Raw genomic sequence first — 26622 nt, 5'->3', positions numbered from 1 at the left:
TAACTGACTTTTTATTTGATTTATGTTGAGTGTTGTATTCAAAGTGCATGCGTGTGTTCTTTTTTTGTCTTGAATTCTCATGGTTTTGAACTTGCTGGTTGTTATCAGGTTGCTCTAGTGTCTGTGCGGTGATGGCTAAAAACAAAGTGGTTTCTGAAATCAACTGGCCTCGCTAAAACTCAATGAAATAACGCTCTAAAAGACAAGGAGTCTTTATGGAAATCAGGATGGATGACAAGGTTTTAGAAACGGCGATCAAGGCGCCTAAACTATTTGTCGATGCCTCAATTGGCGAAGGTGATGAATACAATCGCGATACCGGTCTGCAATTAACCAAAGAGCAGATTATCAGTCTAAGAAAGTATGAAGTTCTTGGGCTTTCACTGCCTGTCAGGTTGCAGGATATTATCGAGTATTTGAACTACGGCGCCGGTGATGCTGGTGGCGTAGGCCTGAAGCCCGCGGACTTCCTGCGTACCTTCGGCATGACGTACGACCACGCCAAACGCTGGTCGCCGTTGCGCGAGCAAATCATGCTCACGGGAACCGACCTGAAGATTTTCGCAGGTAGCATCATCCGCACGGGTAAAGGCATCGTCGAGATCTATGAAGACCTGAAAGCCTCGAGGTACCTGGAAGAACACGATATCGATACGCCGGAACAGTACCTGGAACTCAAGCGCCAGATTCCGAACCTTCCCGATCTCGCGTTGCCGGCCGGCGATGTTCCGGAGATCAAGGCGTACCTTGGCGACATGCTCGGCAAAGTCCGGCAGTGCCATCAGAAAGCCGAACGGGTCCGGGCGGAGCTGGACAGCTTTGGCATTGATATGCGCGAGAAAATCCTGCCGGAGATCAAGCTGCGTCTGGAGTTCGTCTCGAGGAATACCTACCAGGCGGACATTCAGGATCTGCAGGGCGAGATCGACCAGCGTTCGAAGGAGATCGATGACCTCAATAAGCAGTACGACCAACTGGTTCAGGAAGCGATCAAGTCCGCAGCGACCTTAAACATCGGTGGGTTGATTCTTGGTATCTACCAGGGCGTGAAAGCAGAAAAAATCCGCAAGGAACGAAACAGGCTTAAAGAGGCGCAGCGGGCGGCCAACCAGACGATGGCCAGCAAGAACCAGACCCTGAGTTCGTTGAACAAAGTGCGCGATGACTTACAGAACCTCAGCTATGTAACGATCGAAGCTGAAGTGGCCACCCAAAACCTGATGTTGGTATGGAATGCACTCAGTACTTATGTCGGCGCCTCTATCAAAGAAGTTGATTTGCTGCAAGAAGCAACATCGTTGAGACGGTTCAAAAACCAGATTCTCGCCATCATTGATCCATGGGAGCAAATTAAATCGAGTTCGGATCAATTGCTGGGTGTGTTCGCAGCAGCTGATAAAGAGTATGGAAATAACTTTGCGGTGTTCAGGAGCAAGACAGTCATGCTATCGGCCTATAACAGTTCCATTTATCCTGATGTCAATATGACTGCCTTGCGTAACCATGCGATTGCAGTCCAGGAAAGCAATACCACCGCGCAAATGCTGTTTGAGCAGTTCAATTATCTGCCGGGCACTGTCCGCACCATGAAAGAACTAGCTGTTGCTATCCAAAAAACAACGTTTGATGTGCGTAACCAATCGCAGAACGATGTCATCTATCTGGAACGTGCGCAGGCCCGGATGAAGGCGTATCAAGCTGAACTGGCTTATCCAGAAGATGCGGACGAAGTTCGGGAGGATATGGAGATCGAACTGAAGAATATCTTCAAAAAAATCGCCGAACGTTCGGAAGATCTGAAGATTACCCGCAATGGCTTGAGCACCGCTTATGACCGGGCCGCTTCGCAGGAATGGATTGCGGCACTGCAACAGGATCGAGACCTTACGTATTCGCTGCAAATCAAAATTGAAGAAAAATTGACCGCGTTGGAAGCGGAGATAAAGTCGGTGGCCGAAGGCATCGACTTGATCGCCAAGGCCGGCGTAGAAAAGATCGGCGAGGAAGCGCAATTATCCCTCGACAGTCTGAAAGCTCTGGGGATGGCGCCGCCGCAGGTCGCAGTTGCTCTGTTGGCCATCGACACCCTGAAAAAAATCGTCACCGGTATTGGCGAGTCGATTTCTTTCATGAACATGTTGGCGGGCTACAACAGGCTCAAGGATAAAGCGGGTGATTTGCGAGCACAGGTAAAAAAATACGCAAACGACATCGCCCAGACGGAGGGGAAGATTCAACTGGTCAACGTTCTCGACCAACTGAACGACGGCCGCTGGAACTATGTGAATGAGTTTTCCAATCTGGTTGCCGGGGTTGAATCGTTCTGCCCGCATTTCAGGCAGGACAAGTCGCAACCGGTCGAAGAGCGAGCGGCAGCCGCGATTGTACGAATTGCCGACGTCGTCAAGTATCTGAAAACTATTCAACAGTGAGGCGTCGGGGCGGTGGGCTACGCGCCCATCGCCTCCTGAAAATTCATGAATATACTTGCCTATGAATTCTCCGCCGCGCAACGGCGCGTGATGGATCGCTACACCGCGTTCCTCGGTACGCTTGAACCCACCTTTACCCGTATTGCCGGTTTACTTGCGCTCCAGGTATCCCGTGGTCACAGACCGGCGGCATTGGCCGCTGATTCGCGCCTGAACAATGCCCCATTCAATGAGCGCTATTTACTGAATTTCTGGGGGCGAACCGAGGAAGCCCGGCGACTGTGCAGCCGTTACATTGAGGATCTCACGACGTTTGCCCGCGAAACCCGGGAAATAACCAGTCGTACCTCAAGAAGTGAGCCCATCAGTCAGGTGGATTTCAAGTTGTACAGTTTGTCGCGGTCGCCGACCTGGAAGTTGTTTCCCCCAACGAATTTGCCTCAGCTGATTCACGAATTGACGCTTCGATTTTATGAACTTAGCGCAGAGATACGGCAACTGAAGTACACCATCGCCGAGGTGCATGACGAGGCGTTCGGGCTTAAATCGGTGTTTTTCAGGGCAATGGATCATCGCGCCTGCCAGTGTCATACCCAGCCGACAGTTGTCCAGGCGCTATTTCGCGAAGCTTTTAGTACGCCGGTTTGGGACGTTGCCTACACTTCAGCAGATCCTGCCGTGCGGGCCGCAGAATACAAGAGCGGTGTTGCCGAGTTGTTTAACGAAATAGCCTCCGTGAGCTCGCAAGCCAGCGTATTTCTCGAGGAAGCAGCATTGCGCATAGACGCTGCCATCGATGAGTTGTTACGAGCAGAGCGTGTGTCGAAACTCGGAGAGCTGAATTTCCAGCTGACTGCTGCGAAAGAGGGCGCTGACGAGTTCATGGCGATGGTCAGCCACTTTGAGACATGGTTGCGCAAATAAAAAAGGCCCATAGATGGGCCTTTTCATTTCCAGCGGTCGTTACACGTAAAACGACTTCAGCGGCGGAAAGCCATTGAACTCCACCGCGCTGTAACTGGTGGTGTACGCACCGGTCGACAACCAGTACAGACGATCACCGATCGCCAGGTTCAGCGGCAGACCGTACTTGTAGTTCTCGTACATGATGTCGGCGCTGTCGCAAGTCGGGCCGGCGATGACCACTTCTTCCATCTCGCCTTTCTTCTCGGTCCAGATCGGGAACTTGATCGCCTCGTCCATGGTTTCGATCAGGCCGGAGAACTTGCCCACATCGGTATATACCCAACGCTCGACGGCGGTGCGCGATTTACGTGCAACCAATACCACTTCGCTGACCAGGATGCCGGCGTTGGCGATCAGCGAACGGCCCGGCTCCAGAATAATTTCCGGCAGGTCATCACCGAAGTCTTCTTTCAGGAAGCGAATGATTTCTTCGGCGTAGGTTTCCAGGCTGTTGGTGCGGGTGATGTAGTTGGCCGGGAAGCCGCCGCCCATGTTGATCAGCTTCAGGTGAATGCCGTCTTCTTCTTTCAGGCGCTCGAAGATCACTTTGACCTTGGCAATCGCCGCATCCCAAACGCTGATGTCGCGCTGTTGCGAACCGACGTGGAAGGAGATGCCGTAAGGCACCAGGCCGAGGTCGCGAGCTAGGATCAGCAGGTCCATGGCCATGTCGGTCTGGCAGCCGAATTTGCGCGACAGTGGCCAGTCGGCCGTGGTCGAGCCTTCGGTGAGGATGCGCACATACACTTTCGAGCCCGGTGCAGCCTTGGCGATGTTGCGCAGGTCGGCTTCGGAGTCGGTGGAGAACAGACGCACGCCCTTCTCATAGAAATAGCGGATGTCCTTGGATTTCTTGATGGTGTTGCCGTAGCTGATACGGTCGGCGCTGACGCCGCGATCCATCACTTTGTCCAGCTCATAGATCGAGGCGATGTCGAAGCTCGAACCTTTCTCTTTGAGCAGGTCGATGATCTCGACGGCCGGGTTGGCCTTGACCGCGTAGTAGACCTTGGCGAATTCGAAACCGGCGCGCAGGTCATCGTAGGCCTGGCTGATCATCGCGGTGTCGATCACCACGAACGGGGTTTCTTGCTTGTCGGCGAACGCCTTCATTTTGTCAAAAGTGGCGCGCGCGAAATAGTCTTCGACCTGGATCGACATACTTGGGACTCCTAGTGGCAAACGTCGTTAATCAATGGGTGCGAGGGTGTGTCATCAATGAATTCGCGAGTGCGTTGAGTCTGAGCGCGTGCCAGGCAAGGCGCAGGCCGCCGCTAATGGTCACTCCCTTCGCAAGGCCTGCAACGCAGCATGGCGCGCGCTCAGGCTCAACCCGAAGGGCCGGGCCCGCTTTTGCGCAGGGCTGCGTTGCTCGTCCCTTATTTGGAACAACCAAACTGCGGGCCTCGCGCCTTGCCCTGCGCAAAAGCGGACTCCGGCGCACTCGTGAATTCATTGATGACACACCCTCCTGAACGTCCTCCGTATCCCCACTTTGGTTCGCCTACTTCCCAAGGCATGTCGCCGAAAGCAAAAAGGCCATGGGATGTGCAGCTTTCCCTTGGCCTTGCTGTCTCGTCGTCAGTACTTGAGCCGGATGGATCGTTTCCAGCATGGACGTTCGGCGCGAACTTTAGGGCGTGAGGGGCGTGAGATCAACTAAAAATGTCGCGTTTTTGCACGCTTCTGACGTGCGTAACCGATATCACTCTTTGTAGCCGACCGAGATGACGGGCAGATGTTCCCGGGAAATTTTCAAGTGTTAAACATACCTGCACGTTCGACGCTTTTATGCGCTAAGTCGTGGGTAAGTGTGATAGCGGCAACATCGGCGACGTTGGCGGCGAGAGGAGGGTGTGGAGGGGGTTTTGGTTGTCTCAGAAGCGTTTGCCGGTGTGTTCTCCGATTGGCGTGTGTTGAGATTCTTTTCCAGCTGACGAATGAGGAAAAAATCACGCAGACCCTGTGGGAGCGAGCCTGCTCGCGAAGGCATTTTCCCAGCCAACATCATCGTTGACTGATATTGCGCTTTCGCGAGCAGGCTCGCTCCCACAGGTTTCGTGTTTTACGCGACTACCGCTTCAGCCGGCGAGACGATGCTGGTCTTCATGCCCCGCGAACGCCCCGAGCTCAGATAAGCCGCAATCGACTCCTGCGTCACCTCACCGAGGAACACCCGCTCGGCATCCATCACCGGCAACCACGAGCGGTTGAACTCGTACATGCGCGACAGCAGGATGCGCAGATGCTCGTCGTACGCCGCCGTCGCGTTGAACTCGCGAAGGTACTGCGCGCAGGTGCCGGTCTGGCGGTGCAGATCGCGACGGCGCACGTAACCCAGCGCCTTGTTCTCGGCACAGGTAACCACGACATAACGACGGTCATGCTCGTCCATCAATTCCAGCGCATCGGCCACCGGGGTTTCCGGGCTCACCGACGGCGCGTTGTCCGCCGCGTCTTCAGCCTTGACCAACAGCAAGCGTTTGAGCGTGCTGTCCTGACCGACGAAGTTGCTCACGAAGTCGTCCGCCGGATGCGCGAGCAGGGTGTCCGGGTGGTCGATCTGCAGCAGCTTGCCAGCACGGAAGATCGCGATCTTGTCGCCGAGCTTGATCGCTTCGTCGATGTCGTGGCTGACCATGATCACGGTCTTGTTCAGCGCGCGCTGCATCTCGAAGAACTCGTTCTGGATCATCTCGCGGTTGATCGGGTCGACCGCGCCGAACGGTTCGTCCATCAACAACAGCGGCGCGTCGGCCGCCAGTGCGCGGATCACGCCGATGCGCTGTTGCTGGCCGCCGGACAATTCACGCGGATAACGATGCAGATACTGCTTGGGCTCAAGCTTGATCATGCTCATCAGTTCGCGGGCGCGGTCGTGGCATTTCTGTTTGTCCCAACCGAGCAGTTTCGGCACGACGACGATGTTCTCTTCGATGGTCATGTTCGGGAACAGACCGATCTGCTGGATCACATAGCCGATGTTGCGACGCAGGGTTACTTCGTCGAGGTCGGTGGTGTCTTCGCCGTTGATCAGGATCTTGCCCGAGGTCGGTTTGATCAGGCGGTTGATCATTTTCAGCGTGGTGCTTTTACCGCAACCCGATGGCCCGAGGAACACACAGATTTCGCCTTCATTGACGGTCAGGCTCACCGAGTCCACGGCTTTGACATCTTTGCCGTTGCTTTGGAAGGTCTTGCTGAGGTTTTGAAGTTCGATCATTTGAGGAGTCCTTTTGGAGTCAGCGAACGTTGCAGCCACTGCAGGAAGAGGTCGGCGAAGATCGCCAGAAGACTGACCAGCAGCGCGCCGACGATGAGCATCGACATGTCACTGCGGCTGATGGAGGCGAGGATCAACACACCGAGGCCGCCGGCGCCGATGGTCGCGGCGATGGTCATCACACCGATGTTCATCACCACGGCGGTACGCACACCGGCGAGGATCACCGGCACGGCGATCGGCAACTCGACCATGCGCAGGCGCTGGCCGAAGGTCATGCCGATACCGCGCGCGGCTTCACGGATGCCCGGCTCTACGCCGGTCAGGGCCAAGTAAGTGTTGCGCATGATCGGCAGCAGTGAATACAGAAACACAGCGGTGATCGCCGGCATCGGGCCGAGGCCCTGACCGAACTTGGAGTAGAACGGCAACAGCAAGCCAAACAGGGCAATCGACGGCACGGTCAGCAGCACCGTGGCGCTGGCTTGCAATGGACCGGCGAGAGTCGGAAATCGCGTCATCAGAATGCCCAATGGCACGCCAACGACAATCGCCAGGGTCACGGCGATGCCGACGAGGGTGATGTGCTGCCAGGTCAGGTGCATCACCTGCTGCCAGTCGAGGTGGGAAAAGGCGTTCAGAAATTCCATGACTTTTCCTCCTTAGTTAAGTGGGTGCTGGCGCAGGAAATCGGCGGCCACTTTCGAAGGGCTTTCGTGATCGACGTCGACCCGCGCGTTGAGCTGGCGCATGGTTTCGTCATCGAACAGTTCGGCCAGCGGCTTGAGCTGCTCGGCGAGTTGCGGGTGGGCATCGAGGTAGGCCTGACGCACCACGGGAGCTGCGGTGTAGTCGGGGAAGTAATGCTTGTCGTCTTCCAGCAGTTTCAGGCCGAAGGCGTTGAGACGACCGTCGGTGGTGTAGACCAGACCGGCAAACACCTGGCCGTTGCGCAACGCGGTGTAAACCAGGCCCGCGTCCATCTGGCGGATGTTCTTGCGGGTCAGGTTCATGTCGTAGAGATCGACCATGCCGATCAGGCCGTCGGAGCGGTTGGCAAACTCGGTGTCCAGCGCCACCAGGTGATTGGTCTTGGCTTCGGCGCGCAGCACTTCGTTCAACTGGCTGATGTTGTTGATCTGCGGGTACTCCTCGGCGACTTTTTTCGGCAGCGCGAGGGCGTAGGTGTTGCTGAATTTCGATGGCGTGAGCCACACCAGGCCTTTCTTCGCGTCGAGTTCTTTGACCCGGGCGTAGGACTGGGCGCTGTCGAGTTTTTCGGTTACATGGTTGTAAGCCACCAAGGAGACGCCGGTGTATTCCCAGAGCATGTCCAGTTGCCCGCTTTCGTGGGCGCTGCGGGCCAGGTTGCTGCCCAGACCACCGGTCACCTGCGCGTCGTAGCCTTTGCTGCGCAAGTATTGCGAGGTGATTTCTGCGAGCAGGGTTTGCTCGGTGAACACCCGGGCGCCGATGCGGATAACCGGTTTTTCTGCGGCTTGCGCCAATCCTGCGAACAGCAGGGCGCAGCCTAAGATCAAGCTAAATCGTTTCATATTCATTCCTTCGCAAAAGCCTTAAGACGGGCGCAAACCACGTTCCAGCCAGAGGCGGCTGGCGAGGGTGACGACGCCATCGAGCAGCAAGGCCAGCAGCGCGGTGCATGCGGCGCCGAGCAGCAGTTGCGGCTGATTGTTCAGGGCGATGCCAGGGAAGATCAGGCTGCCAAGGCTGTTGGCGCCGATCAGGAAGGCCAGCGGCGCGGTGCCGACGTTGATTGCCAGCGCGACACGTACGCCACCGACGATGATCGGCACCGCGTTGGGCAATTCGACTTGCCACAGCACTTGGCGCGGCGTCATGCCGATGCCGACGGCGGCTTCTTTAAGCGAACCCTGAACGTTTTTCAGGCCTTCGTAGGTGTTGCGCACGATGGGCAACAGGGAAGCGAGGAACAAAGCGAAGATCGCCGGACCACTGCCGATGCCCAGAATCCCCAGGGCAATCGCCAGTACAGCCAGCGGTGGCACGGTGTTGCCGATATTGAAGATCTGCATGAAGCGTTCAGCGCGGCCGACCATGGTCGGGCGACTGAGAAAGATACCGGCGGGGATGCCCACGACAAGGGCGGTCAGCATTGAAGCGAGGACGAGAATCAGATGAGCTTGCAGGTAAAACAACAAATCGTCGCGGTAGTGTTCGATCGTGTTGATGCCGATCCAGTGGACCAGCAGGGCCAGGAGCGCGATGACCACCGCACCTCCCATCAGCCCTTTGCCATAGCGGATAGCCACAGGCGGACTCCTTTTTTATAGTCGGCGAACGCTGTCCCGTGTTCAGTGGCCGGGGTGGTCAATTTTGTTAGCCCAACTTCGGCGCCATAAGCTCATATCCTGCGTTGCTGTTCCTCGCCATAGCGGGCTATGACTCGTCACAGCGCCTTGGCTATGAACTTCTGGCATCCGAATTTGAGCCAACAAAATTGACCACCCCGGCCACATGCCATGCCTGGCTGCCGGGAAATAAACGTTCGCGAGAAGCAGCTCCCTCAGCACCGGCAAAAAGCGGTCTGAAAGCGAGCCATGAGCGCAGCCTCGTCAGGCTAACTTGCTGATTTTTCAGCCCCTGACGAAATGTCGTAACAGGGGATGGACGTCTCCGTGCTTTAAAAGGTTCCCATCTGAGGCAGCATTTGGCCACCCTTAATGTGCTCAACGGTTCGGTTATTGCACTGACTTGGGCTATAATCGCGGCCCTTTTTTGAATCACCGCCAGGCGATTTCCCATGACCAACCAGGCCGCCGAAGTCGCGAAACGCCGCACTTTCGCCATTATTTCCCACCCCGATGCCGGTAAAACCACGATCACCGAAAAGCTCCTGTTGATGGGCAAGGCGATTGCGGTGGCCGGTACGGTGAAATCCCGTAAATCCGACCGCCATGCGACATCCGACTGGATGGAGATGGAGAAACAGCGGGGTATTTCCATTACCACGTCGGTCATGCAGTTCCCGTATCGCGACCACATGGTCAACCTGCTCGACACCCCGGGCCACGAAGACTTCTCCGAAGATACCTACCGCACCCTGACGGCGGTGGACTCGGCATTGATGGTCCTCGACGGCGGTAAAGGTGTCGAGCCACGTACGATTGCGCTGATGGACGTCTGCCGTCTGCGTGACACGCCGATCGTCAGCTTCATCAACAAACTCGACCGAGACATCCGCGACCCGATCGAACTGCTCGACGAGATCGAAGCCGTTCTGAAGATCAAGGCGGCGCCGATCACCTGGCCGATCGGTTGCTACCGCGACTTCAAAGGCGTGTATCACCTGGCCGACGACTACATCATTGTCTACACCGCCGGTCACGGTCACGAACGCACCGAAACCAAGATCATCGAGAAGCTCGACTCCGACGAAGCGCGCGCGCATCTGGGCGACGAGTACGAGCGCTTCATCGAACAGCTTGAGCTGGTGCAGGGTGCCTGCCACGAGTTCAACCAGCAGGAATTCCTCGACGGTCAACTGACCCCGGTGTTCTTCGGTACTGCTTTGGGCAACTTCGGTGTTGACCACGTATTGGACGCCGTCGTTGATTGGGCGCCACGTCCGCTGGCCCGTGTTGCCAACGAGCGTACCGTTGAGCCGGTCGAAGAGAAGTTCTCGGGCTTCATCTTCAAGATCCAGGCGAACATGGACCCGAAACACCGCGACCGCATCGCTTTCATGCGTATCTGCTCGGGCAAGTACGAGAAAGGCATGAAGATGCGCCACGTGCGTACCGGCAAGGACGTGCGCATCGGCGACGCCCTGACGTTCTTCTCTTCCGAGCGTGAGCAACTGGAAGAGGCGTATGCCGGCGACATTATCGGTCTGCACAACCACGGCACGATCCAGATCGGTGACACCTTTACCGAAGGCGAAGTCCTCGGTTTCACCGGTATCCCGCACTTCGCCCCGGAACTGTTCCGTCGCGTGCGTCTGCGTGATCCGCTGAAATCCAAGCAACTGCGTCAGGGCCTGCAGCAGTTGGCTGAAGAGGGCGCGACTCAGGTGTTCTTCCCGGAGCGCAGCAACGACATCATTCTCGGTGCCGTTGGTGTGCTGCAGTTCGATGTGGTCGCCAGTCGTTTGAAAGAGGAATACAAGGTTGAGTGCTCGTATGAGCCGATCACCGTGTATTCCGCGCGCTGGATCGAATGCAGCGACAAGAAGAAGCTTGAGGAGTTTTCCAACAAGGCTGTGGAAAACCTGGCAGTCGATGGCGGTGGTCACCTGACTTATCTTGCGCCGACGCGGGTTAACCTAGCGTTGATGGAAGAGCGTTGGCCGGATGTGAAATTCCGGGCGACGCGTGAGCATCACTAAGCGCTGAGCTGTTTTGTCCAAAGCCCCTGAGGTGTAAGCCTTGGGGGTTTTTTGTTTGTTTGGTTTTGTGTGTATATCCGTTTCTGCGGGGGGTGCGGCTGGCGGTTTCGCCCTTACGGCCATCCCTTTCAAGGTCTTTTAGTTTTGGCAGCCTTGATTACTCTGTCCGTTGAAACATGCGCATGCACCGCCGTGCCTTGGACCCATGTCTTGGGCTTAGGCACTTTGGGGCCACGGGGGCTTTTCGCAACTTGTTTGGGTTGGATGTTGCTGGCCAGCTCTAGTAAGCGCTGGGCCAGTTTTTCCAGAGGAATGACGGGAAGATATTCCGAAGGCAGCGCAATCTGCATTCCCTCATAACCACTCCTGACCTGAACCGCCAAGTGATAGATCGAGGCTTCCCAGCCGTCAGGCTGGGTATCCCGGTGAGCTTGCTCGACGCTTCGTTTGAGGACGGCCAGGACGTTGTAGGCCAACACCGCAGTGGCGAACCCGAGTAAGGCAGCCTTTGGGCTGCCAAGAGTTTCGATTTCACTTTCCAGGATCGCTTCCAGTCGCTGGAACATGCCTTCAATGCTCCAGCGACGGCGATAGAGTTGCGCGATCTGCTGTGCGCTGACGCTTTGGGGTAGATTGCTCCAGAACATCAAGCTGCTGTCACCCGAGTCTGTTGGCGAATGAAGCGTCAGTTCGACACGCCGACATTGGTAACCGCCTCTGACCTGGATGATCTGCTCACGCACAGTGCCTGTTTCCACAGGCACGGGTTCTTGCCACTCACCCTCTTGAATCAGGCGTGGATGTTTGGCTTGCTGACGAATGACAAAGGATGTCTGGACCTGCTCACAAGCCTCCATGACCGGGAGCGTGCAATAGAGTCGATCAGCCAGCCACACTTGGCCTGGCTCGGCATTGGCCAGTAGAGGCAGCACGCAAACACGCTCGCTTGCGTAGGCATCCTCACACGCCTGAAGGTCGATGACCTGATCGAGATCGGGGTCGTAAACAACCACCGAAAAGCCAGGACGAGCGGCGCCTCGCTCATGGCGTAGAGCGCCCAGACGTTTCTCAGTGGAAGCCAAATGATTGCCGTCCACCACTCGAAGCTGCCAGCCCGGCAACGTTTTGGTGCAGCCCAGCTCCTTGATGGTCGGAGTCAGACGTTGCGCACAACCTGTGACCAGAGCGCGTAACAGCGCAGGTTCAGTACGACTGATCTTGTCGTAGAGGGCAGCCAAACTGACAGGAAGATCTTCCAGTTGCCGCGCGGCGGCGTGCAGGGATGGCTTCAAGCCCAATGAAACAAGGGACATCAGCTTGATGATGGTCGAGAACAGTAGCTCACGAGAATACTGCCGTTGCCGATGCTCTTCGAAGACCTGATCAATCCACTCAGGCGCAATGGCCTGCTCCAGCGCCAATTTGGCCATGACACTGGCAGGTGCTTTTTTCTCGAAACGCGCTAGAACATCGGCCCACATCGTTCGGGTCCTCCTGTAGTGGTCAACTAATCCCGGACACGACGTTAAGTTTTTTCTCGGCCTGAGCTGGGGCCAGTCCGTTGTTGAATTGGTGCGGTCTAATCCAGTTGTACCGATGCATCAGGTAATGACTGATGTCGCGGTGCGCTTCTTGAGCTGTCATGTAGCCCACGGTCGGTATCCATTCAGTTTTCAAGCTGCGAAACACACGCTCCATCGGCGCGTTATCCCAGCAGTTTCCACGACGGCTCATGCTTTGGCGCATGCGGTAACGCCAGAGCCGTTGGCGAAACTGGCGACTGCCATATTGCGAGCCCTGATCCGAGTGAAACAGAAGCCCTTGAGGCCTGCCACGCTGTTCGTAAGCCATGTCCAACGCCTTGATGACCAGATCCGCATCCGGCTTGTTCGACAGCGCCCAGCCCACCACTCGGCGCGCGTAAAGATCCATAACGACAGCCAGGTAATGCCATTTCCCTTGAGCCCAGATGTAGGTGATGTCGCCACACCAGACCTGATTCGGCGCCGGCACATCAAACTCTCGATTCAATATGTTCGGAATGTCAGGCCGCTCAACCGTCGCTTGTTTGTAGGCATGTGATCCAGGTTGTTTACTGACCAACTCCAGTTCCCGCATCAGGCCTCGCACCTTGAACCGCCCAATTTGCTCGCCGTCTTCCTGCATCATCGACACGATGCTGCGGCTACCGGCGGCGCTTCGACTTTGCGTAAACAGTTCGTTAACCAGGCTGCGCAACCGAAGCCGCTCAACGTCTGGAGTTCGGCGCCTGAGACGATGGGCGTAGTAACACGAACGAGTGACGTCAAAGACTGCGCAAAGCCAATCAACCGGCTCTTGGGGGCTCAGTTGATCAATCAGCGCGTGCGCTCGTGCTCTTCCGACATCAAGAGCGCGGTAGCCTTTTTTAAAATGGATTTCTCCCGCTCAAGTCGAGCGATTCGAGCTTCCAATTCCTGGATTTTCTGTTGCTCTGGCGTCAGCGCTTTACTCTGCGGAGTAACGCCAGTGCGCTCCTGCTGAAGCTGATTAACCCAGCGGCGCAACGCGGACTCAACCACACCAAGCGAGCGGCTGGCTTCGATATGGCTATAGCCTTGATCGAGCACGAGGCCTGCGGCCTCGCGTTTGAATTCAGCGGAAAAAGAACGACGTTGTTTGGTCATCAGACACCTCTATCTGGCGAGCATTCTCGCCTAAATGGGTGTCCGGTTTCATTAGACCACTACACCAGCTCAGCCTTCGGCAGCTCCTGCTGGGGTTGTAGGGGGGTTCCGATTTTGTGGTTTCAGGCGTTCAGAGGCGCGACAACTGGCGTGTTGACCGTTACTGTTCCGGTTCACTTAGGCGGCTTCAAGAGGTCAATGGAATGACGAGTCGGCTGACTCACCTGCTGCGGCTGGACGGCTATTTTGGCGTGATGGCCTGGGTGCTTGCGGCGTTGCTGTTCATCAATCGCTTGAGCAGCATGGTCAAGCTGTTCATGGCGCTGTACCTGCGTCAGGAGTTGGGGCTGGCGATTGAAGCCGTCGGCTGGTTGCTGTCCGGTTACGGTGCGGGGCTGCTGGTCGGTTCGATGGTCGGCGGCTTGCTCAGCGACCGGTTTCCCACGGCGCGGCTCACGGCGATTCTGTTTTTCCTCTCGGCGTGGACCCTGTTGTCATTGGGGGTTGTCACTGAGGTGCCGTGGCTCGCGGCATTGCTGGTTTTGAGCGGCATTCTCGATGGGGCGATCAGGACTCTGCATCAGCGCTTGATCATGGAGTATTGCGAGGTTGCGCAACGTGCCCGCGCGCAGGCCTTGAGCCGGGTTGCGCGAAACCTCGGGATGGCTGCCGCCGGCATTGCCGGCGGGGTGCTGGCGCAGGTGGATTTTCGCTGGGTGTTCTTTGCCAGTGCGGCGCTGACGCTGCTGGCCTTGCTGTGGTTTGTCCGCACAACCTGGCGTCGACCGGTGCTGATCGCCGTCGAGACACCTGAAGCCGATGCCGGTTCAGGCTTGCCGTATCGCGACAAACCCTTCCTCTGGTTGCTGGCGGCAACGGTGGTGCTCGGCATTGCCTTCGACACGGTCTACAGCACGCTGGGCAACTACCTGCGTGATTACTATCGCCTGAGTACCGAGGCCATCGGCTGGCAGTTCGGGATCAATGCCTTGCTGGTGGTGATGTTGCAGATTCCGCTGGCCCATTGGGGCGAGCGCTGGAGCGCGCGTACGCAATTGGTGGCTGGCAGCGTATTGCTGGCTTGCGGCCTCGGCATGTTGCCGCTGGGCAGTGGCTTGTTTTACGTGTGTCTTTCGACAGTGATCTGGACGTTGGGCGAGGCGCTGTTCATGCCGCCGCTGAATGTGCGGGTCATGCAGCATGCGCAGGGTGGGAAAAGCGGGCAATACTTTGGTCTGTTCTTCATGAGCTGGAGCGCGAGCGCGCTGTTGTCGCCGGTGCTGAGCGGTCAGTTGTATGGCCAGGTCGGCGGGCACAGTGTGTGGCTGATGAGTGCGTTTCTGGCGCTGACAGCCACTCCACTGATCTATATGGCCACGCGCCCCGGCAAGTAGGCGAGCAACGGCGTTTCGCTTAGCTGATCCGGTTATGCCTGTTATTCGAAACCGGTCTGTCAGGCAACGGCATTTCTGCACGCTCATTAGCGTCCTATCTGGTGAACCCGGCTGATCGGAACTAGATTTCATTCAGCGCCGGATCGGCCTTGTTTCACCTGCACAGGATGGAATCGATCATGAAAAACAGGTTGCTACGCGTTTTGCTGCTGTTGAAAGTGATGGTGATGCTGTCCCTCGGTACCGCGACGGCCTGGGCCGAGTGCGAGGATCATGATTCCCAGGCGTTCAACGGGAAGGTCGGGCATAGCGCATTGATGCTCGCCAAGTCCAGCTCCGAGGCTGGCGATCAGGGGCAGGGCGGCAGTGCCGATGATGATGATGACTCGACCACCGATGAGCCGGACACTGATGATCCGGACGATGAAGGCGACAGCCAGACGTAAATCGCCGGCAACAGAAAACCCCTTGCGCCCCGACTGATGCGCAATCGGAGTGGAAGGGGTTGGGTTAACCCTTTGGATTCAGCTCAATTCCGTTGTGGGAGGGGGCTTGCTCCCGAATGCGATGTATCAGTCGACTTTTACAATGACTGGCCTACCGGATTCGGGAGCAAGCCCCCTCCCACATTTGCGGATTTGCTTACGCCGCGCCGTCGAGAAACTGCTCCGCGTAGTGGCAGGCCACCTGCCGATTGTCGAGATGGCGCAGGGCCGGCTCTTCCGTGCTGCAACGCTCGGTGGCATACGGGCAGCGTTTGTGGAATGCGCAGCCAGGCGGCGGGTTCAGCGGGTTGGGCAGTTCGCCGACGATTTTGATCTTCGGTTTGTTCGGGTCCGGGTGAATGGTCGGGGTCGCTGACAGCAACGCCTGGGTGTACGGGTGCAGAGGACGCTCGTAGATGGCGTCTTTCGGGCCCATTTCCACCGGGCGACCGAGGTACATCACCATCACGTCATCGGCCACGTGTTGCACCACCGCCAGGTTGTGCGAGATGAACACGTAGGCCGTGTTGAACTCCTGCTGCAGATCCATGAACAGGTTCAGCACCTGCGCCTGAATCGACACGTCCAGCGCCGAAGTTGGTTCGTCCGCCACCAGCACTTTCGGTTGCAGCATCATCGCCCGAGCCAGCGCAATACGCTGGCGCTGACCACCGGAGAACATGTGCGGATAACGCTGGTAGTGCTCGGGACGCAAGCCGACCTGTTTCATCATCGCCTGGACTTTTTCGCGGCGCTCGGCGGCGGAAAGGTTGGTGTTGATCAGCAGCGGCTCACCGAGTTGATCACCGACTTTCTGCCGTGGGTTCAACGAGGCATAAGGGCTCTGGAACACCATCTGCACGTCTTTACGCAGTTGCTTGCGCTGGGCCTTGTCGGCGCCGGCCACTTCCTGGCCGGCGATTTTCAAGGAACCGGACGACGGCTCTTCAATCAGGGTCAGGGCGCGGGCGAGGGTGGACTTGCCGCAGCCCGACTCGCCGACCACCGCGAGGGTCTTGCCGGCTTCCAGTTCGAACGACACGCCGTTGAGGGCGCGCACGGTCGCGTGGCCCTTGAACAGGCCACGGGAGACTTCGTAGTGACGGGTCAGGTCGCGGGCGGTAAGTACGACGGCCATTACGCCACCTCCTGGTTCAGCGGGTAGAAGCAGCGGGCGAGGCTGTGGCTTTTCGGATCAAGGGTCGGACGTTGGGTGCGGCAGCTGTCTTGCACGTACGGGCAGCGCGGCGACAGCAGGCAACCCTGCGGGCGGTCGTAACGGCCCGGGACGATGCCCGGCAGCGTCGCCAGACGCTCGGCGCCCTGGCTGTGTTCCGGAATCGCCTTGAGCAGCGCTTCGCTGTACGGGTGCGCCGGGATGTCGAACAGTTGTGGCACCTGACCGACTTCAACGGCTTGACCGGCGTACATCACGCACACGCGCTGGGCGGTTTCGGCCACGACCGCGAGGTCGTGGGTGATCAGCACCAGGCCCATGTTCTGTTCTTTCTGCAACGCCAGCAGCAGATCCATGATCTGTGCCTGAATGGTTACGTCGAGTGCCGTGGTCGGCTCATCGGCAATCAGCAGTTTCGGCTCGCCGGCAATCGCCATGGCGATCGCAACACGCTGGCTCATACCGCCGGACAGTTGATGCGGGTAGGCGTCCATACGGCTGGCGGCGCCCGGGATTTCGACTTTTTCCAGCAGTTCGATGGCGCGTTTGCGCGCTTGCTTGCCAGACATTTTCAGGTGCAGGCGCAGCACTTCTTCGATCTGGAAACCGACGGTGTAGCTCGGGTTGAGCGCGGTCATCGGGTCCTGGAACACCATCGACAGGTCTTTGCCGACGATTTGCCGACGCTGACGATTGCTCAGTTTGAGCATGTCTTTGCCGTCGAAGCTGAGCGAGTCGGCGGTGACGATACCGGGATGCTCGATCAGCCCCATCAGCGCCATCATGGTCACCGATTTTCCCGACCCGGATTCGCCAACGATCGCCAGTACTTCGCCTTTGTCGACTTTCAGGTCGAGGCCATCGACAACGGGCGTAGCGGTTTTGTCGCCGAAGCGCACGTTGAGATTCTTGATTTCTAGCAGTGACATGGGAATCTCCTCAGGCGGCGTTCTTGAGTTTCGGGTCGAGCGCATCGCGCAGACCGTCGCCCATCAGGTTGATTGCCAGCACGCTGAGCAAAATGGTCAGACCCGGCAGGCTCACCACCCACCAGGCGCGTTCGATGTAGTCGCGGGCCGAGGCCAGCATGGTGCCCCACTCAGGGGTTGGCGGTTGCACGCCAAGGCCGAGGAAGCCCAGTGCGGCGGCATCGAGAATCGCCGAAGAGAAACTCAGGGTGGCCTGAACGATCAGCGGTGCCATGCAGTTCGGCAGCACGGTGATGAACATCAGGCGTGGCAGACCGGCACCGGCCAGGCGCGCGGCGGTCACGTAGTCGCGGTTCAGTTCGCCCATGACGGCGGCACGGGTCAGACGCACGTAGGACGGCAGGGACACCACAGCAATCGCAATCACGGTGTTGATCAGGCCAGGGCCGAGGATGGCGACAATCGCCACAGCCAGCAGCAGGGACGGCAGGGCCAGCATGATGTCCATCAGACGCATGATGGTCGGGCCAATCATTTTCGGGAAGAAACCGGCGAACAGACCGAGCAGGATCCCCGGAATCAGCGACATCACCACCGACGACAAGCCGATCAGCAGCGACAGCCGCGAACCCTGAATCAGACGTGACAGCAAGTCGCGACCCAGTTCATCGGTGCCGAGCAAAAATTGCATCTGCCCGCCTTCCAGCCACGCCGGTGGCGTCAGCAGGAAGTCACGGTATTGCTCGCTCGGATTGTGCGGCGCGACCCAAGGGGCGAACAGCGCGCAGAAAATCACCAGCAACATGAACAGCAGGCCGGCAACGGCACCTTTGTTCTTGGAGAAGGCTTGCCAGAATTCTTTGTACGGGGACGGATACAGCAGGCTTTGATCGACTGCTACCGCTGGAGTTGGAGTGGTCATGGTCATGATCTCAGCGCTGATGACGGATGCGTGGGTTGGCAAAGCCGTAGAGGATGTCCACTACGAAGTTGACCAGAATCACCAGGCAGGCGATTAACAGGATGCCGTTTTGCACCACCGGGTAGTCCCGGGCGCCGATGGCTTCGATCAGCCATTTGCCGATGCCGGGCCAGGAGAAAATGGTTTCGGTCAGAACGGCACCGGCCAGCAGCGTGCCGACTTGCAGGCCGACCACGGTGAGAACCGGAATAAGTGCGTTACGCAGACCGTGGACGAACACCACGCGTGACGGCGACAGGCCTTTGGCCTTGGCGGTGCGGATGTAGTCTTCGCGCAGTACTTCGAGCATCGACGAACGGGTCATCCGCGCGATCACCGCCAGCGGAATGGTACCGAGCACGATGGCCGGCAGAATCAGGTGATGCAGGGCGTCGAAGAAGGCGCCGACGTCATCGGCCAGCAGCGTGTCGATCAGCATGAAACCGGTGCGCGGCTCGATGTCGTACAGCAGGTCGATCCGCCCGGACACCGGCGTCCAGCCGAGGCTCACCGAGAAGAACATGATCAGGATCAGGCCCCACCAGAAGATCGGCATCGAATACCCCGCCAGGGAGATGCCCATCACCCCGTGGTCGAACAGCGATCCTCGTTTGAGTGCCGCGATCACCCCGGCCAGAAGGCCCAGAATGCCGGCGAACAGCAGGGCGGCCATGGACAGTTCCAGGGTCGCCGGGAAGAGGGAGGTGAACTCGGTCCAGACGCTCTCACGGGTACGCAGGGATTCGCCGAGATCGCCGTGGGCCAGTTTGCCGATGTAGTCCAGATACTGGGCATACAGCGGTTTGTTCAGACCAAGGCGTTCCATTGCCTGAGCGTGCATTTCGGGGTCGACCCGACGTTCGCCCATCATCACTTCCACGGGGTCGCCAGGGATCATGCGAATCAACGCGAAAGTCAGCAGGGTGATGCCGAAAAACGTGGGGATCAACAACCCCAGTCGGCGGGCAATAAAACTAAACATCTTGTGTGGTACCTCATCAGCCGGTTAGGCGTGCCCGGTGTCCCTGGGTTCAGGGGCACCGGGAGTTTCTTATCTACTTCACCTGGGTAGTGGCGAAGTTATTAGTTGTCAGAGGGCTGATGTGGTAGCCCTCTACGTTGTTACGCATTGCGGTAAACATGCGGGTGTGGGCCATGCTGATCCACGGTTGATCCTGATTAAACAGGACCTGAGCCTGCTCGTAGAGTTTCGCGCGTTCGGCCGGATCTACTTTAGCCCGTGCTTCGTCGAGCAGTGCCTGGAATTTCTCGTTGCACCAGCGCGCGTAGTTTTCGCCGTTCTTGGCGGCTTCGCAACTGAGCATAGGCGTCAGGAAGTTATCCGGGTCGCCGTTGTCGCCCGCCCATCCGGCCGACACCATGTCGTGCTCGCCGGCCTTGGCGCGCTTGAGCATCTCGCCCCATTCCATCACGCGGATGTCGATCTTGATCCCGACTTTCGCCAGGTCAGCCTGCATCATCTGTGCGCCGAGCATCGGGTTGGGGTTGGTCGGGCCGCCGCCGTTACGGGTAAACAGGGTAAACACGGTGCCTTCCGGAACCCCGGCTTCCTTGAGCAGCTTGCGGGCGGCGTCGAGGTCACGTGGCGGGTTCTTCAGGTCGTGGTTGTAACCCAGCAGGGTCGGCGGGTACGGGTTGACCGCGACCGAAGCGTTGCCTTTGCCGAACAGCGCGTTGACGTAGGCTTCCTTGTCGAAAGCGATGTCGATCGCTTTGCGCACGCGCACGTCGCTCATGTACTTGTGCTGAGTGTTCATGGCGATATAGGACACGGTCATCGCGTCCAGTTCTTCGACTTTCAGGTTGCTGTCTTTCTTGATGCTCGGGATGTCATCCGGTTTCGGATACAGCGCGATCTGGCACTCGTTGGCCTTGAGCTTTTGCAGGCGCACGTTGTTGTCGGTGGCGATTGCCAGAATCAACGCGTCGGCCGGTGGCTTGCCACGGAAATAGTCCGGGTTGGCCTTGAAGCGCACCTGGGCGTCCTTGGCGTAGCGCTGGAAGATGAACGGGCCGGTGCCGACTGGCTTGTTGTTCAGGTCGCCAGTCTTGTTGGCCTTGAGCAACTGATCGGCGTATTCGGCGGAGTAGATCGCCGTGAACGGCATGGCCACGTCGGCGAGGAACGGCGCTTCGCGGCGGGTCAGGGTGAACTTGACCGTGTTGTCGTCGATTTTCTCGACGTTTTTCAGCAGTTCCTTGAAGCCCATGCTTTCAAAGTACGGGAAGCCCACGCTCGACAGTTTGTGCCACGGGTGATTCGGGTCCAGCTGACGCTGGAAGCTCCAGAGCACGTCGTCGGCATTCATGTCGCGGGTCGGCTTGAAGTATTCGGTGGTGTGAAACTTGACGCCTTTGCGCAGGTGGAACGTGTACGTCAGACCGTCATCGCTGATTTCCCAGGAGTCGGCCAGCGCCGGTACCACTTCGGTGGTGCCTGGCTTGAAGTCCACCAGTCGATTGAAGATGGTTTCGGCCACCGCATCGGCAGTGACTGCAGTTGTGTACTGGACCATGTCGAAGCCTTCCGGACTGGCTTCGGTGCAGACCACCAAGGGTTTGGCCGAGACGCCGATGGCGGCGCTCAACAACGCGGCAGCGACGGCCGCACGTAGGGGAAGCATTTTCATCGATCACCCTCTGCAATCGGTTGAAGACAAAAAACCGAACGGCCGACTCATCATGAGTCAGCCGTCGGTTGGCGTTTTTTACAGGATGTTGAATGGAATGGTGGTTACCAGACGGAACTCGTTGATGCTGCCGTCGGACTGGAACTCGCTCGCACGGTGCGCGGTGTAAGTGCCGCGAATGGTGGTGGCTTTCAGCGGACCGCTCTGTACTGCATAGGTCGCACCGATGCCGTATTCATAGTGGTGCTCGCCATCCTGTTCCTGGATGCCGTCGTAGCCTTTTTTGGCCACGCCTTTATTGCCGTCGTAATGAGTACCGTCGATACCCCAGCCGCGAGCCTGATAGATGTTGAACTTCAGGCCTGGCACACCGTATTCGGCCATGTTGATGGCGTAGGAAACCTGGAAGGACTTCTCGTTCGGGCCGTTGAAGTCCGACAGCAGGGAGTTGGCCAGGTAGATGCCGTTGGTTTCGTGCAGGTAGTCGAAGTACTCGTTACCGTTCACTTGCTGGTACGAGAACGTCAGGTTGTGCGCCTGGTGGGTCAGGCCGAACGACAGTGAGTAGGTGTCGTTGTCGATGTCGCCCAGCAGCTTTTTGCCTTCGTCGACGGTTTTGTAGTAGTTCAGGCCGGTGGTCAGGGCGAGGACATTGCTGTCACCCAGCTCATGAGTGGCGCCGAAGTAGTACTGGTTCCACAGGTCTTCAACCTGAGTGCCCCACAGGCTGGTTTTCAGGCTGGCCAGTGGCTGGTAGCTGATACCGGCGGTGTTGACCTTGTCGGATTCAACACGGCCGTTGGCGTATTCCGCGCGGAATTTTTGCAGGCTTTGTTCAGAACGCGGCGATACGCGATCGAACGTGGCCAGGTCGAAGGACAGGTTGTTCAGTTCTTTACTGTGCAGGGCAACACCTTCGAAGCTCGAAGGCAGCGCACGGTTGCCTATCACGTCGACTTGCGGGCTGCTGAAACCCATGCGTCCGGCGGTCAGCGTGGTGTTGGAAACGCGCGCCTTAATGTTGGCCAGGCCCACTTTGCTCCACTGATCGACGGCCTCACCGTTGTTCTTGTGAGTCAGGGTACGGTTGTTACCGGAGCCGTCGCCGGTCTTTGGTGCGCCACCATTGCCCGATGCCAGATTTTTGCGGTCACGCTCCAGCGCTACAGCGTTGTACGCTGCCACTTCGGTGCTGATACCGACGGTGCCCTCGGTGAAGCCAGAGTTGTACTTGACGATGGTGCCCTGAACCCAGTTGATCCGGCGGTCGGTTTCGGCCAGCGAACCATTCTTTTTATAGGCGAATTTACCGTCGCGTTTCAGTTGTTCGTTAGCGTACCAGTTACGGGTCGTACCGGTGATTGACTGTCCTTCGACGAAGCCGGTCGCTTCAGCCTGGGCGCTCTTGGTGTTGACGGTCACCGGAGTGAACGCCTGGCTTTGGGTTTCCGCATAAGCCGTGGCGGTGATGCTGCTGATGGCCAGGGCCAGTATCGCGGTGCTGCTCAGTTTCATGGGTGAAGCTCCTTTACTTTCTTTTTATGCCGGCTTTTTTGGGTTGGCCGGTTATTGGTTTAGAACTTATTCACACATCGCAAACGTTTGCCAAAAGCCGGATTGGCGAATTTAGGCAAAGCGCTTGCGTGAGGGGGATAGACGGTCCCCCTCAGCGTTGCGGCTAATCGGTTGGGTTAATCGATACTGACACCCGAGAACACGTTGCGGCCGAAGGGGCTCACCTTGAACCCTTCAACCCGGGTGCTTAACGGCTGGTTGACCGTCGAGTGGGCGACAGGCGTGATCGGCACTTGCTGTTTAAGCAACTGCTGGGCCTGTTTGTAGAGCGTGGTGCGCTGGTCGCGGTCGGTGACGACTTTGGCTTCTTTGATGAGCTTGTCGTAAGCCGGATCGCACCACATGGAATAGTTGTTGCCGCCAATGGCGTCGCAGCTGTACAGCGTGCCCAGCCAGTTGTCCGGATCACCGTTGTCACCGGTCCAGCCGATCAGGCTGATGTCATGCTCGCCGTTCTTGGTGCGCTTGATGTACTCGCCCCATTCGTAGCTGACGATTTTTACTTTCAGACCGATTTTCGCCCAGTCAGCCTGGAGCATCTCGGCCATCAGTTTGGCGTTCGGGTTGTACGGACGCTGCACCGGCATCGCCCACAGGGTGATCTCGGTGCCTTCTTTCACGCCGGCAGCCTTGAGCAGCTCTTTGGCTTTTTCCGGGTTGTAGGCGGCGTCTTTGATGCTGTCGTCGTAGGACCACTGGGTCGGCGGCATGGCGTTGACGGCCAGTTGGCCGGCGCCTTGATAAACAGCGTTGAGAATCCCTTGTTTATTCACCGCCATGTCCAGCGCCTGACGCACTTCGAGCTGGTCGAACGGTTTGTGGCGGACGTTGTAAGCGATGTAACCGAGGTTGAAGCCCGGTTTGGAGATCAGTTGCAGCTTGGGATCGGTCTTCAGTGCTTCAACATCGGCAGGGCGCGGATGCAGGGTGATCTGGCATTCGCCGGCCTTGAGTTTTTGCACGCGCACCGAGGCGTCGGTGTTGATCGCGAAGATCAGGTTCTTCAGCTTGACCCGGCTCGGATCCCAGTAGTGCGGGTTACCGGTGTAACGGATGTTCGAGTCTTTCTGATAGCTCTTGAACACGAACGGCCCGGTACCGATCGGCTTTTGGTTGATGTCGCTCGGTTTGCCTTCGGCCAGCAGCTTGTCGGCGTATTCGGCGGACAGGATGGCGGCGAAGCTCATGGCGATGTTCTGGATGAACGCAGCGTCGACGCTGTTGAGTGTGAACTCCACGGTCAGCGGCCCGGTCTTTTCGACCTTGGCGATGTTCTTGTTCAGGCTCATCCCGTTGAAATAGGGGAATTCGGTCGGATAAGCCTTACGGAACGGCTGCTGTGCATCAAGCATGCGATTAAACGTAAACAGCACGTCGTCGGCGTTGAAATCGCGGGTTGGCTTGAAGTACGGCGTTGTATGAAATTTCACACCTTCACGCAGGTGAAAGGTGTACTTGAGACCATCCTCGGAAATATCCCACTTGGTCGCCAGACCAGGTACGACATTGGTCGCGCCTTTTTCGAATTCGACCAGACGGTTGTAAAGCGGCTCGGCGGCGTCGTTATCGGTGGCCGTCGTGTATTGCGCAGTATCAAAACCTGCCGGGCTGCCCTCGGAGCAGAACACCAGACTGTTGCTGGCGGCGTGGCTGGCGGACGTGGCGGCCAACAGGCCGGCGCCCAGCAATGCGGAAAAAACCAAGGTATGGCGCATGACGCTCCCTCTTTTTGTAGTGTTGTTTCGATGCGCCGCGATCCCGTCCAGGGACGTTGAGGCTGCATCGAGCTCAAACCAGTACGCACAGCAAAACCGATAGCCCGCACAGTCACTGGTCAGAACCCGACGGTAGGGGCCGTGGGTCTGGCAGTAAATGCGCTGAGTCCTAAAGACTCGTAGGAAAAGGCAACACGTCCTGTATCACGCTGGTAAAGCGTGACGGAAACGGATGTAGGCAAATTCCTAGCTAGTCGGCAGAAAAAACAGCGGCGACGCTGAAAACGTCGCCGCTGTGGTTTTTTATTTGCTGACGCTGACGCCGTAGAAGGAGTTCAAGCCGAATGGGCTGATCTTGAAGTCCTGCACGTTGGCGCGCATGGGTTGATACACCGTCGAGTGAGCGATAGGTGTCATAGGGACTGCATCTTTGAGGACGTGTTGCGCCTGTTTGTACAGTTCGGTGCGCTTGCCCTGGTCGGTGGTGCGCTTGGCTTCTTTGACGAGGCCGTCGAACTTCTTGTCGCACCACTTGGAGAAGTTGTTGCCGCTGAGCGAGTCGCAACCAAACAACACGTTCAGCCAGTTGTCCGGATCACCATTGTCACCGCTCCAGCCAATGATCATGGCCTGGTTCTCGCCACCTTTGGAGCGCTTGATGTACTCGCCCCATTCATAGCTGGTGATCTTCACTTTCAAGCCGATCTTGGCCCAGTCGGACTGGAGCATTTCAGCCATCAGCTTGGCGTTCGGGTTGTACGGACGCTGTACCGGCATCGCCCACAGAACGATCTCGGTGCCTTCCTTGACGCCGGCTTCCTTGAGCAGCTGCTTGGCTTTCTCAGGATCGTACTTGGCGTCCTTGATGGTGGTGTCGTAAGACCACTGGGTCGGCGGCATGGCGTTGACGGCCAGTTGGCCCGCGCCCTGGTAAACCGAATCGATGATCTGCGGCTTGTTGACGGCCATGTCCAGCGCCTGACGAACGCGCAGGTCAGCCAGAGGGTTTTTCTCGTCGCTGCCTTTGACCTTGTCCATCACGTTGTAAGCGATGTAGCCCAGGTTGAAACCAGCCTGGTCAGGCATCTTCAGCGATTTGTCTTCTTTGAGCGCTTTCAGGTCGGCCGGACGTGGGAACAGGGTGACCTGGCACTCGTTCTTTTTCAGCTTCTGAATACGTACCGACGGGTCGGTGGTGATGGCGAAGATCAGGTTGTCGATCTTCACGTCATCAGGCTTCCAGTACTCTTTGTTCCCGGTGAAGCGGATGTTGGAGTCTTTCTGGTAGCTCTTGAACACGAACGGACCAGTGCCGACCGGTTTCTGGTTGATGTCGGCAGGCTTGCCTTCTTTCAACAGTTGCGCTGCGTATTCGGCGGACTGCACCGACGCGAAGCTCATGGCCATGTTCTGGATGAACGCGGCATCCACTTCTTTGAGAGTGAACTTGACGGTGTGGTCGTCGACTTTATCGATCTTGGTGATGTTGGTATCCATCCCCATGTCGGTGAAGTACGGGAATTCGGTCGGGTACGCCTTACGGAACGGGTCATCCTTGTTAATCATGCGATTAAAGGTGAACAGCACGTCGTCGGCGTTGAACTCACGAGTCGGCTTGAAATACGGGGTGGTGTGGAACTTGACGCCTTCGCGCAGGTGGAAGGTGTACGTCAGGCCATCTTCGGAAATGTCCCACTTGGTCGCCAGACCAGGAATCACGGCGGTGCCGCCGCGCTCAAACTGGGTCAGACGGTTGAACATGGTTTCGGCTGAGGCGTCGAAGTCGGTTCCGGTGGTGTACTGGCCCGGATCAAAACCGGCCGGGCTCCCTTCGGAGCAAAACACCAGGTTAGTCGCAGCGGATGCGAAAGGTGCGGAGGCTAACAAGCCTGCGCCGACTAAAAACGGAATGACCGCGTGTTTAAGCATGTTGGCCTCATGATTTGTTGTCATTTTTTGATTTGAGGTACGACCTCGTGAGTCGTGCCTGCGGATACTTATGCAGGCGCCATACCCAATGCAAGATCCACAGCGGTCGGCGGCCTCAAACGGTGGCACGAACGTACCTTAATGTCGCAT

At 57.6% G+C, this 26622-nt stretch carries 20 protein-coding genes; 5 read left to right on the top strand and 15 right to left on the bottom strand.

From position 1 onward, the window contains the following. Positions 1 to 215: 215 nt before the first annotated feature. Both ATI02_RS10885 and ATI02_RS10880 read left to right on the top strand, forming a co-directional pair. Positions 216 to 2432 carry an alpha-xenorhabdolysin family binary toxin subunit A gene (locus ATI02_RS10885; RefSeq protein ID WP_100846261.1) on the top strand — a complete coding sequence of 739 codons (2217 nt, stop codon included), beginning with the start codon at positions 216 to 218 and terminating at the stop codon, positions 2430 to 2432. A 45-nt stretch (positions 2433 to 2477) separates the two neighbouring features. Beyond that, positions 2478 to 3356, top strand: a complete 879-nt coding sequence (locus tag ATI02_RS10880; protein WP_100846260.1) for a hypothetical protein — start codon at positions 2478 to 2480, stop codon at positions 3354 to 3356. 39 nt (positions 3357 to 3395) lie between these two features. Here the strand turns inward: ATI02_RS10880 and ATI02_RS10875 are convergent, their stop codons facing one another. From ATI02_RS10875 to ATI02_RS10850, 5 genes are all read right to left on the bottom strand, one after another. Next, a complete protein-coding gene (locus ATI02_RS10875; protein ID WP_016986476.1) occupies positions 3396 to 4559 on the bottom strand; it encodes a type III PLP-dependent enzyme in 1164 nt (387 codons plus the stop codon). A 904-nt stretch (positions 4560 to 5463) separates the two neighbouring features. Continuing rightward, entirely contained in the window at positions 5464 to 6621 is a 1158-nt protein-coding gene (locus tag ATI02_RS10865) for an osmoprotectant ABC transporter ATP-binding protein OsmV (RefSeq protein ID WP_064585939.1), read from the bottom strand. After that, a complete protein-coding gene (locus ATI02_RS10860) occupies positions 6618 to 7271 on the bottom strand; it encodes an ABC transporter permease (protein ID WP_007915307.1) in 654 nt (217 codons plus the stop codon). Before ATI02_RS10860 ends, ATI02_RS10865 begins: the two co-directional genes overlap by 4 nt. 12 nt (positions 7272 to 7283) lie before the next feature. Continuing rightward, complete coding sequence (locus ATI02_RS10855; protein ID WP_095190920.1) at positions 7284 to 8177, bottom strand: glycine betaine ABC transporter substrate-binding protein; 894 nt, start codon at positions 8175 to 8177, stop codon at positions 7284 to 7286. A 21-nt stretch (positions 8178 to 8198) separates the two neighbouring features. Then, complete coding sequence (locus ATI02_RS10850; RefSeq protein WP_192886522.1) at positions 8199 to 8888, bottom strand: ABC transporter permease; 690 nt, start codon at positions 8886 to 8888, stop codon at positions 8199 to 8201. A gap of 518 nt (positions 8889 to 9406) precedes the next feature. On the opposite strand from ATI02_RS10850, the gene ATI02_RS10845 reads away from it, so the two are divergent. Beyond that, positions 9407 to 10990 carry a peptide chain release factor 3 gene (locus ATI02_RS10845; protein WP_095190922.1) on the top strand — a complete coding sequence of 528 codons (1584 nt, stop codon included), beginning with the start codon at positions 9407 to 9409 and terminating at the stop codon, positions 10988 to 10990. Between the two features lie 128 nt (positions 10991 to 11118). On the opposite strand, the gene ATI02_RS10840 is transcribed toward ATI02_RS10845, so the two are convergent. Together ATI02_RS10840 and ATI02_RS10835 are read right to left on the bottom strand one after the other, a co-directional pair. After that, positions 11119 to 12420: an IS4 family transposase gene (locus ATI02_RS10840; RefSeq protein ID WP_100848404.1), complete on the bottom strand. Its 1302-nt coding sequence runs from the start codon at positions 12418 to 12420 to the stop codon at positions 11119 to 11121. Positions 12421 to 12493: 73 nt separating this feature from the next. Further along, positions 12494 to 13656, bottom strand: a protein-coding gene (locus ATI02_RS10835; RefSeq protein WP_100846148.1) for an IS3 family transposase whose coding sequence is annotated in 2 segments (ribosomal slippage) — positions 12494 to 13401 and positions 13401 to 13656 — 1164 coding nt in all. Because the reading frame shifts where the segments join, the coding sequence is not laid out codon by codon here. Positions 13657 to 13859: 203 nt separating this feature from the next. Here ATI02_RS10835 and ATI02_RS10830 point away from each other — a divergent pair. Both ATI02_RS10830 and ATI02_RS10825 read left to right on the top strand, forming a co-directional pair. Beyond that, positions 13860 to 15050 carry an MFS transporter gene (locus ATI02_RS10830; RefSeq protein WP_100846258.1) on the top strand — a complete coding sequence of 397 codons (1191 nt, stop codon included), beginning with the start codon at positions 13860 to 13862 and terminating at the stop codon, positions 15048 to 15050. A 179-nt stretch (positions 15051 to 15229) separates the two neighbouring features. After that, positions 15230 to 15496 (top strand): hypothetical protein, encoded by a 267-nt coding sequence (locus ATI02_RS10825; protein ID WP_100846257.1) that lies wholly within the window; start codon positions 15230 to 15232, stop codon positions 15494 to 15496. Between the two features lie 196 nt (positions 15497 to 15692). On the opposite strand, the gene ATI02_RS10820 is transcribed toward ATI02_RS10825, so the two are convergent. The 8 genes from ATI02_RS10820 to ATI02_RS10785 form a co-directional block, all read right to left on the bottom strand. Beyond that, positions 15693 to 16673 carry a peptide ABC transporter ATP-binding protein gene (locus tag ATI02_RS10820; protein ID WP_100846256.1) on the bottom strand — a complete coding sequence of 327 codons (981 nt, stop codon included), beginning with the start codon at positions 16671 to 16673 and terminating at the stop codon, positions 15693 to 15695. Beyond that, the gene (locus ATI02_RS10815; RefSeq protein ID WP_095190926.1) at positions 16673 to 17641 is read right to left on the bottom strand and encodes an ABC transporter ATP-binding protein; all 969 of its coding nucleotides are present in this window, start codon (positions 17639 to 17641) and stop codon (positions 16673 to 16675) included. Before ATI02_RS10815 ends, ATI02_RS10820 begins: the two co-directional genes overlap by 1 nt. 10 nt (positions 17642 to 17651) lie before the next feature. Further along, positions 17652 to 18563, bottom strand: a complete 912-nt coding sequence (locus tag ATI02_RS10810) for an ABC transporter permease subunit (RefSeq protein ID WP_100846255.1) — start codon at positions 18561 to 18563, stop codon at positions 17652 to 17654. Between the two features lie 10 nt (positions 18564 to 18573). Next, positions 18574 to 19584, bottom strand: a complete 1011-nt coding sequence (locus ATI02_RS10805) for an ABC transporter permease subunit (RefSeq protein WP_008085273.1) — start codon at positions 19582 to 19584, stop codon at positions 18574 to 18576. Between the two features lie 73 nt (positions 19585 to 19657). Continuing rightward, on the bottom strand, positions 19658 to 21253 hold the full coding sequence (locus ATI02_RS10800) for an ABC transporter substrate-binding protein (protein WP_100846254.1): 1596 nt from the start codon (positions 21251 to 21253) through the stop codon (positions 19658 to 19660). A 78-nt stretch (positions 21254 to 21331) separates the two neighbouring features. Then, on the bottom strand, positions 21332 to 22768 hold the full coding sequence (locus tag ATI02_RS10795; protein ID WP_100846253.1) for an OprD family porin: 1437 nt from the start codon (positions 22766 to 22768) through the stop codon (positions 21332 to 21334). 176 nt (positions 22769 to 22944) lie between these two features. Continuing rightward, positions 22945 to 24543, bottom strand: a complete 1599-nt coding sequence (locus tag ATI02_RS10790; RefSeq protein WP_100846252.1) for an ABC transporter substrate-binding protein — start codon at positions 24541 to 24543, stop codon at positions 22945 to 22947. A 303-nt stretch (positions 24544 to 24846) separates the two neighbouring features. Beyond that, positions 24847 to 26472 (bottom strand): ABC transporter substrate-binding protein, encoded by a 1626-nt coding sequence (locus ATI02_RS10785; RefSeq protein WP_095190931.1) that lies wholly within the window; start codon positions 26470 to 26472, stop codon positions 24847 to 24849. Between the last annotated feature and the right edge of the window lie 150 nt (positions 26473 to 26622).

It is taken from the genome of Pseudomonas baetica (assembly GCF_002813455.1).
GTDB classification, from domain to species: Bacteria; Pseudomonadota; Gammaproteobacteria; order Pseudomonadales; family Pseudomonadaceae; genus Aquipseudomonas; species Aquipseudomonas baetica.
This window is presented reverse-complemented; position numbering and strand designations above follow the sequence as displayed.

Bases quoted from the DNA above. Each gene is read 5' to 3' on its own strand.
- ATI02_RS10885 (WP_100846261.1), top strand. From the start codon at position 216: ATGGAAATCAGGATGGATGACAAGGTTTTAGAAACGGCGATCAAGGCG.
- ATI02_RS10880 (WP_100846260.1), top strand. From the start codon at position 2,478: ATGAATATACTTGCCTATGAATTCTCCGCCGCGCAACGGCGCGTGATG.
- ATI02_RS10875 (WP_016986476.1), bottom strand. From the start codon at position 4,559: ATGTCGATCCAGGTCGAAGACTATTTCGCGCGCGCCACTTTTGACAAA.
- ATI02_RS10865 (WP_064585939.1), bottom strand. From the start codon at position 6,621: ATGATCGAACTTCAAAACCTCAGCAAGACCTTCCAAAGCAACGGCAAA.
- ATI02_RS10860 (WP_007915307.1), bottom strand. From the start codon at position 7,271: ATGGAATTTCTGAACGCCTTTTCCCACCTCGACTGGCAGCAGGTGATG.
- ATI02_RS10855 (WP_095190920.1), bottom strand. From the start codon at position 8,177: ATGAAACGATTTAGCTTGATCTTAGGCTGCGCCCTGCTGTTCGCAGGA.
- ATI02_RS10850 (WP_192886522.1), bottom strand. From the start codon at position 8,888: ATGGGAGGTGCGGTGGTCATCGCGCTCCTGGCCCTGCTGGTCCACTGG.
- ATI02_RS10845 (WP_095190922.1), top strand. From the start codon at position 9,407: ATGACCAACCAGGCCGCCGAAGTCGCGAAACGCCGCACTTTCGCCATT.
- ATI02_RS10840 (WP_100848404.1), bottom strand. From the start codon at position 12,420: ATGGCCAAATTGGCGCTGGAGCAGGCCATTGCGCCTGAGTGGATTGAT.
- ATI02_RS10830 (WP_100846258.1), top strand. From the start codon at position 13,860: ATGACGAGTCGGCTGACTCACCTGCTGCGGCTGGACGGCTATTTTGGC.
- ATI02_RS10825 (WP_100846257.1), top strand. From the start codon at position 15,230: ATGAAAAACAGGTTGCTACGCGTTTTGCTGCTGTTGAAAGTGATGGTG.
- ATI02_RS10820 (WP_100846256.1), bottom strand. From the start codon at position 16,673: ATGGCCGTCGTACTTACCGCCCGCGACCTGACCCGTCACTACGAAGTC.
- ATI02_RS10815 (WP_095190926.1), bottom strand. From the start codon at position 17,641: ATGTCACTGCTAGAAATCAAGAATCTCAACGTGCGCTTCGGCGACAAA.
- ATI02_RS10810 (WP_100846255.1), bottom strand. From the start codon at position 18,563: ATGACCACTCCAACTCCAGCGGTAGCAGTCGATCAAAGCCTGCTGTAT.
- ATI02_RS10805 (WP_008085273.1), bottom strand. From the start codon at position 19,584: ATGTTTAGTTTTATTGCCCGCCGACTGGGGTTGTTGATCCCCACGTTT.
- ATI02_RS10800 (WP_100846254.1), bottom strand. From the start codon at position 21,253: ATGAAAATGCTTCCCCTACGTGCGGCCGTCGCTGCCGCGTTGTTGAGC.
- ATI02_RS10795 (WP_100846253.1), bottom strand. From the start codon at position 22,768: ATGAAACTGAGCAGCACCGCGATACTGGCCCTGGCCATCAGCAGCATC.
- ATI02_RS10790 (WP_100846252.1), bottom strand. From the start codon at position 24,543: ATGCGCCATACCTTGGTTTTTTCCGCATTGCTGGGCGCCGGCCTGTTG.
- ATI02_RS10785 (WP_095190931.1), bottom strand. From the start codon at position 26,472: ATGCTTAAACACGCGGTCATTCCGTTTTTAGTCGGCGCAGGCTTGTTA.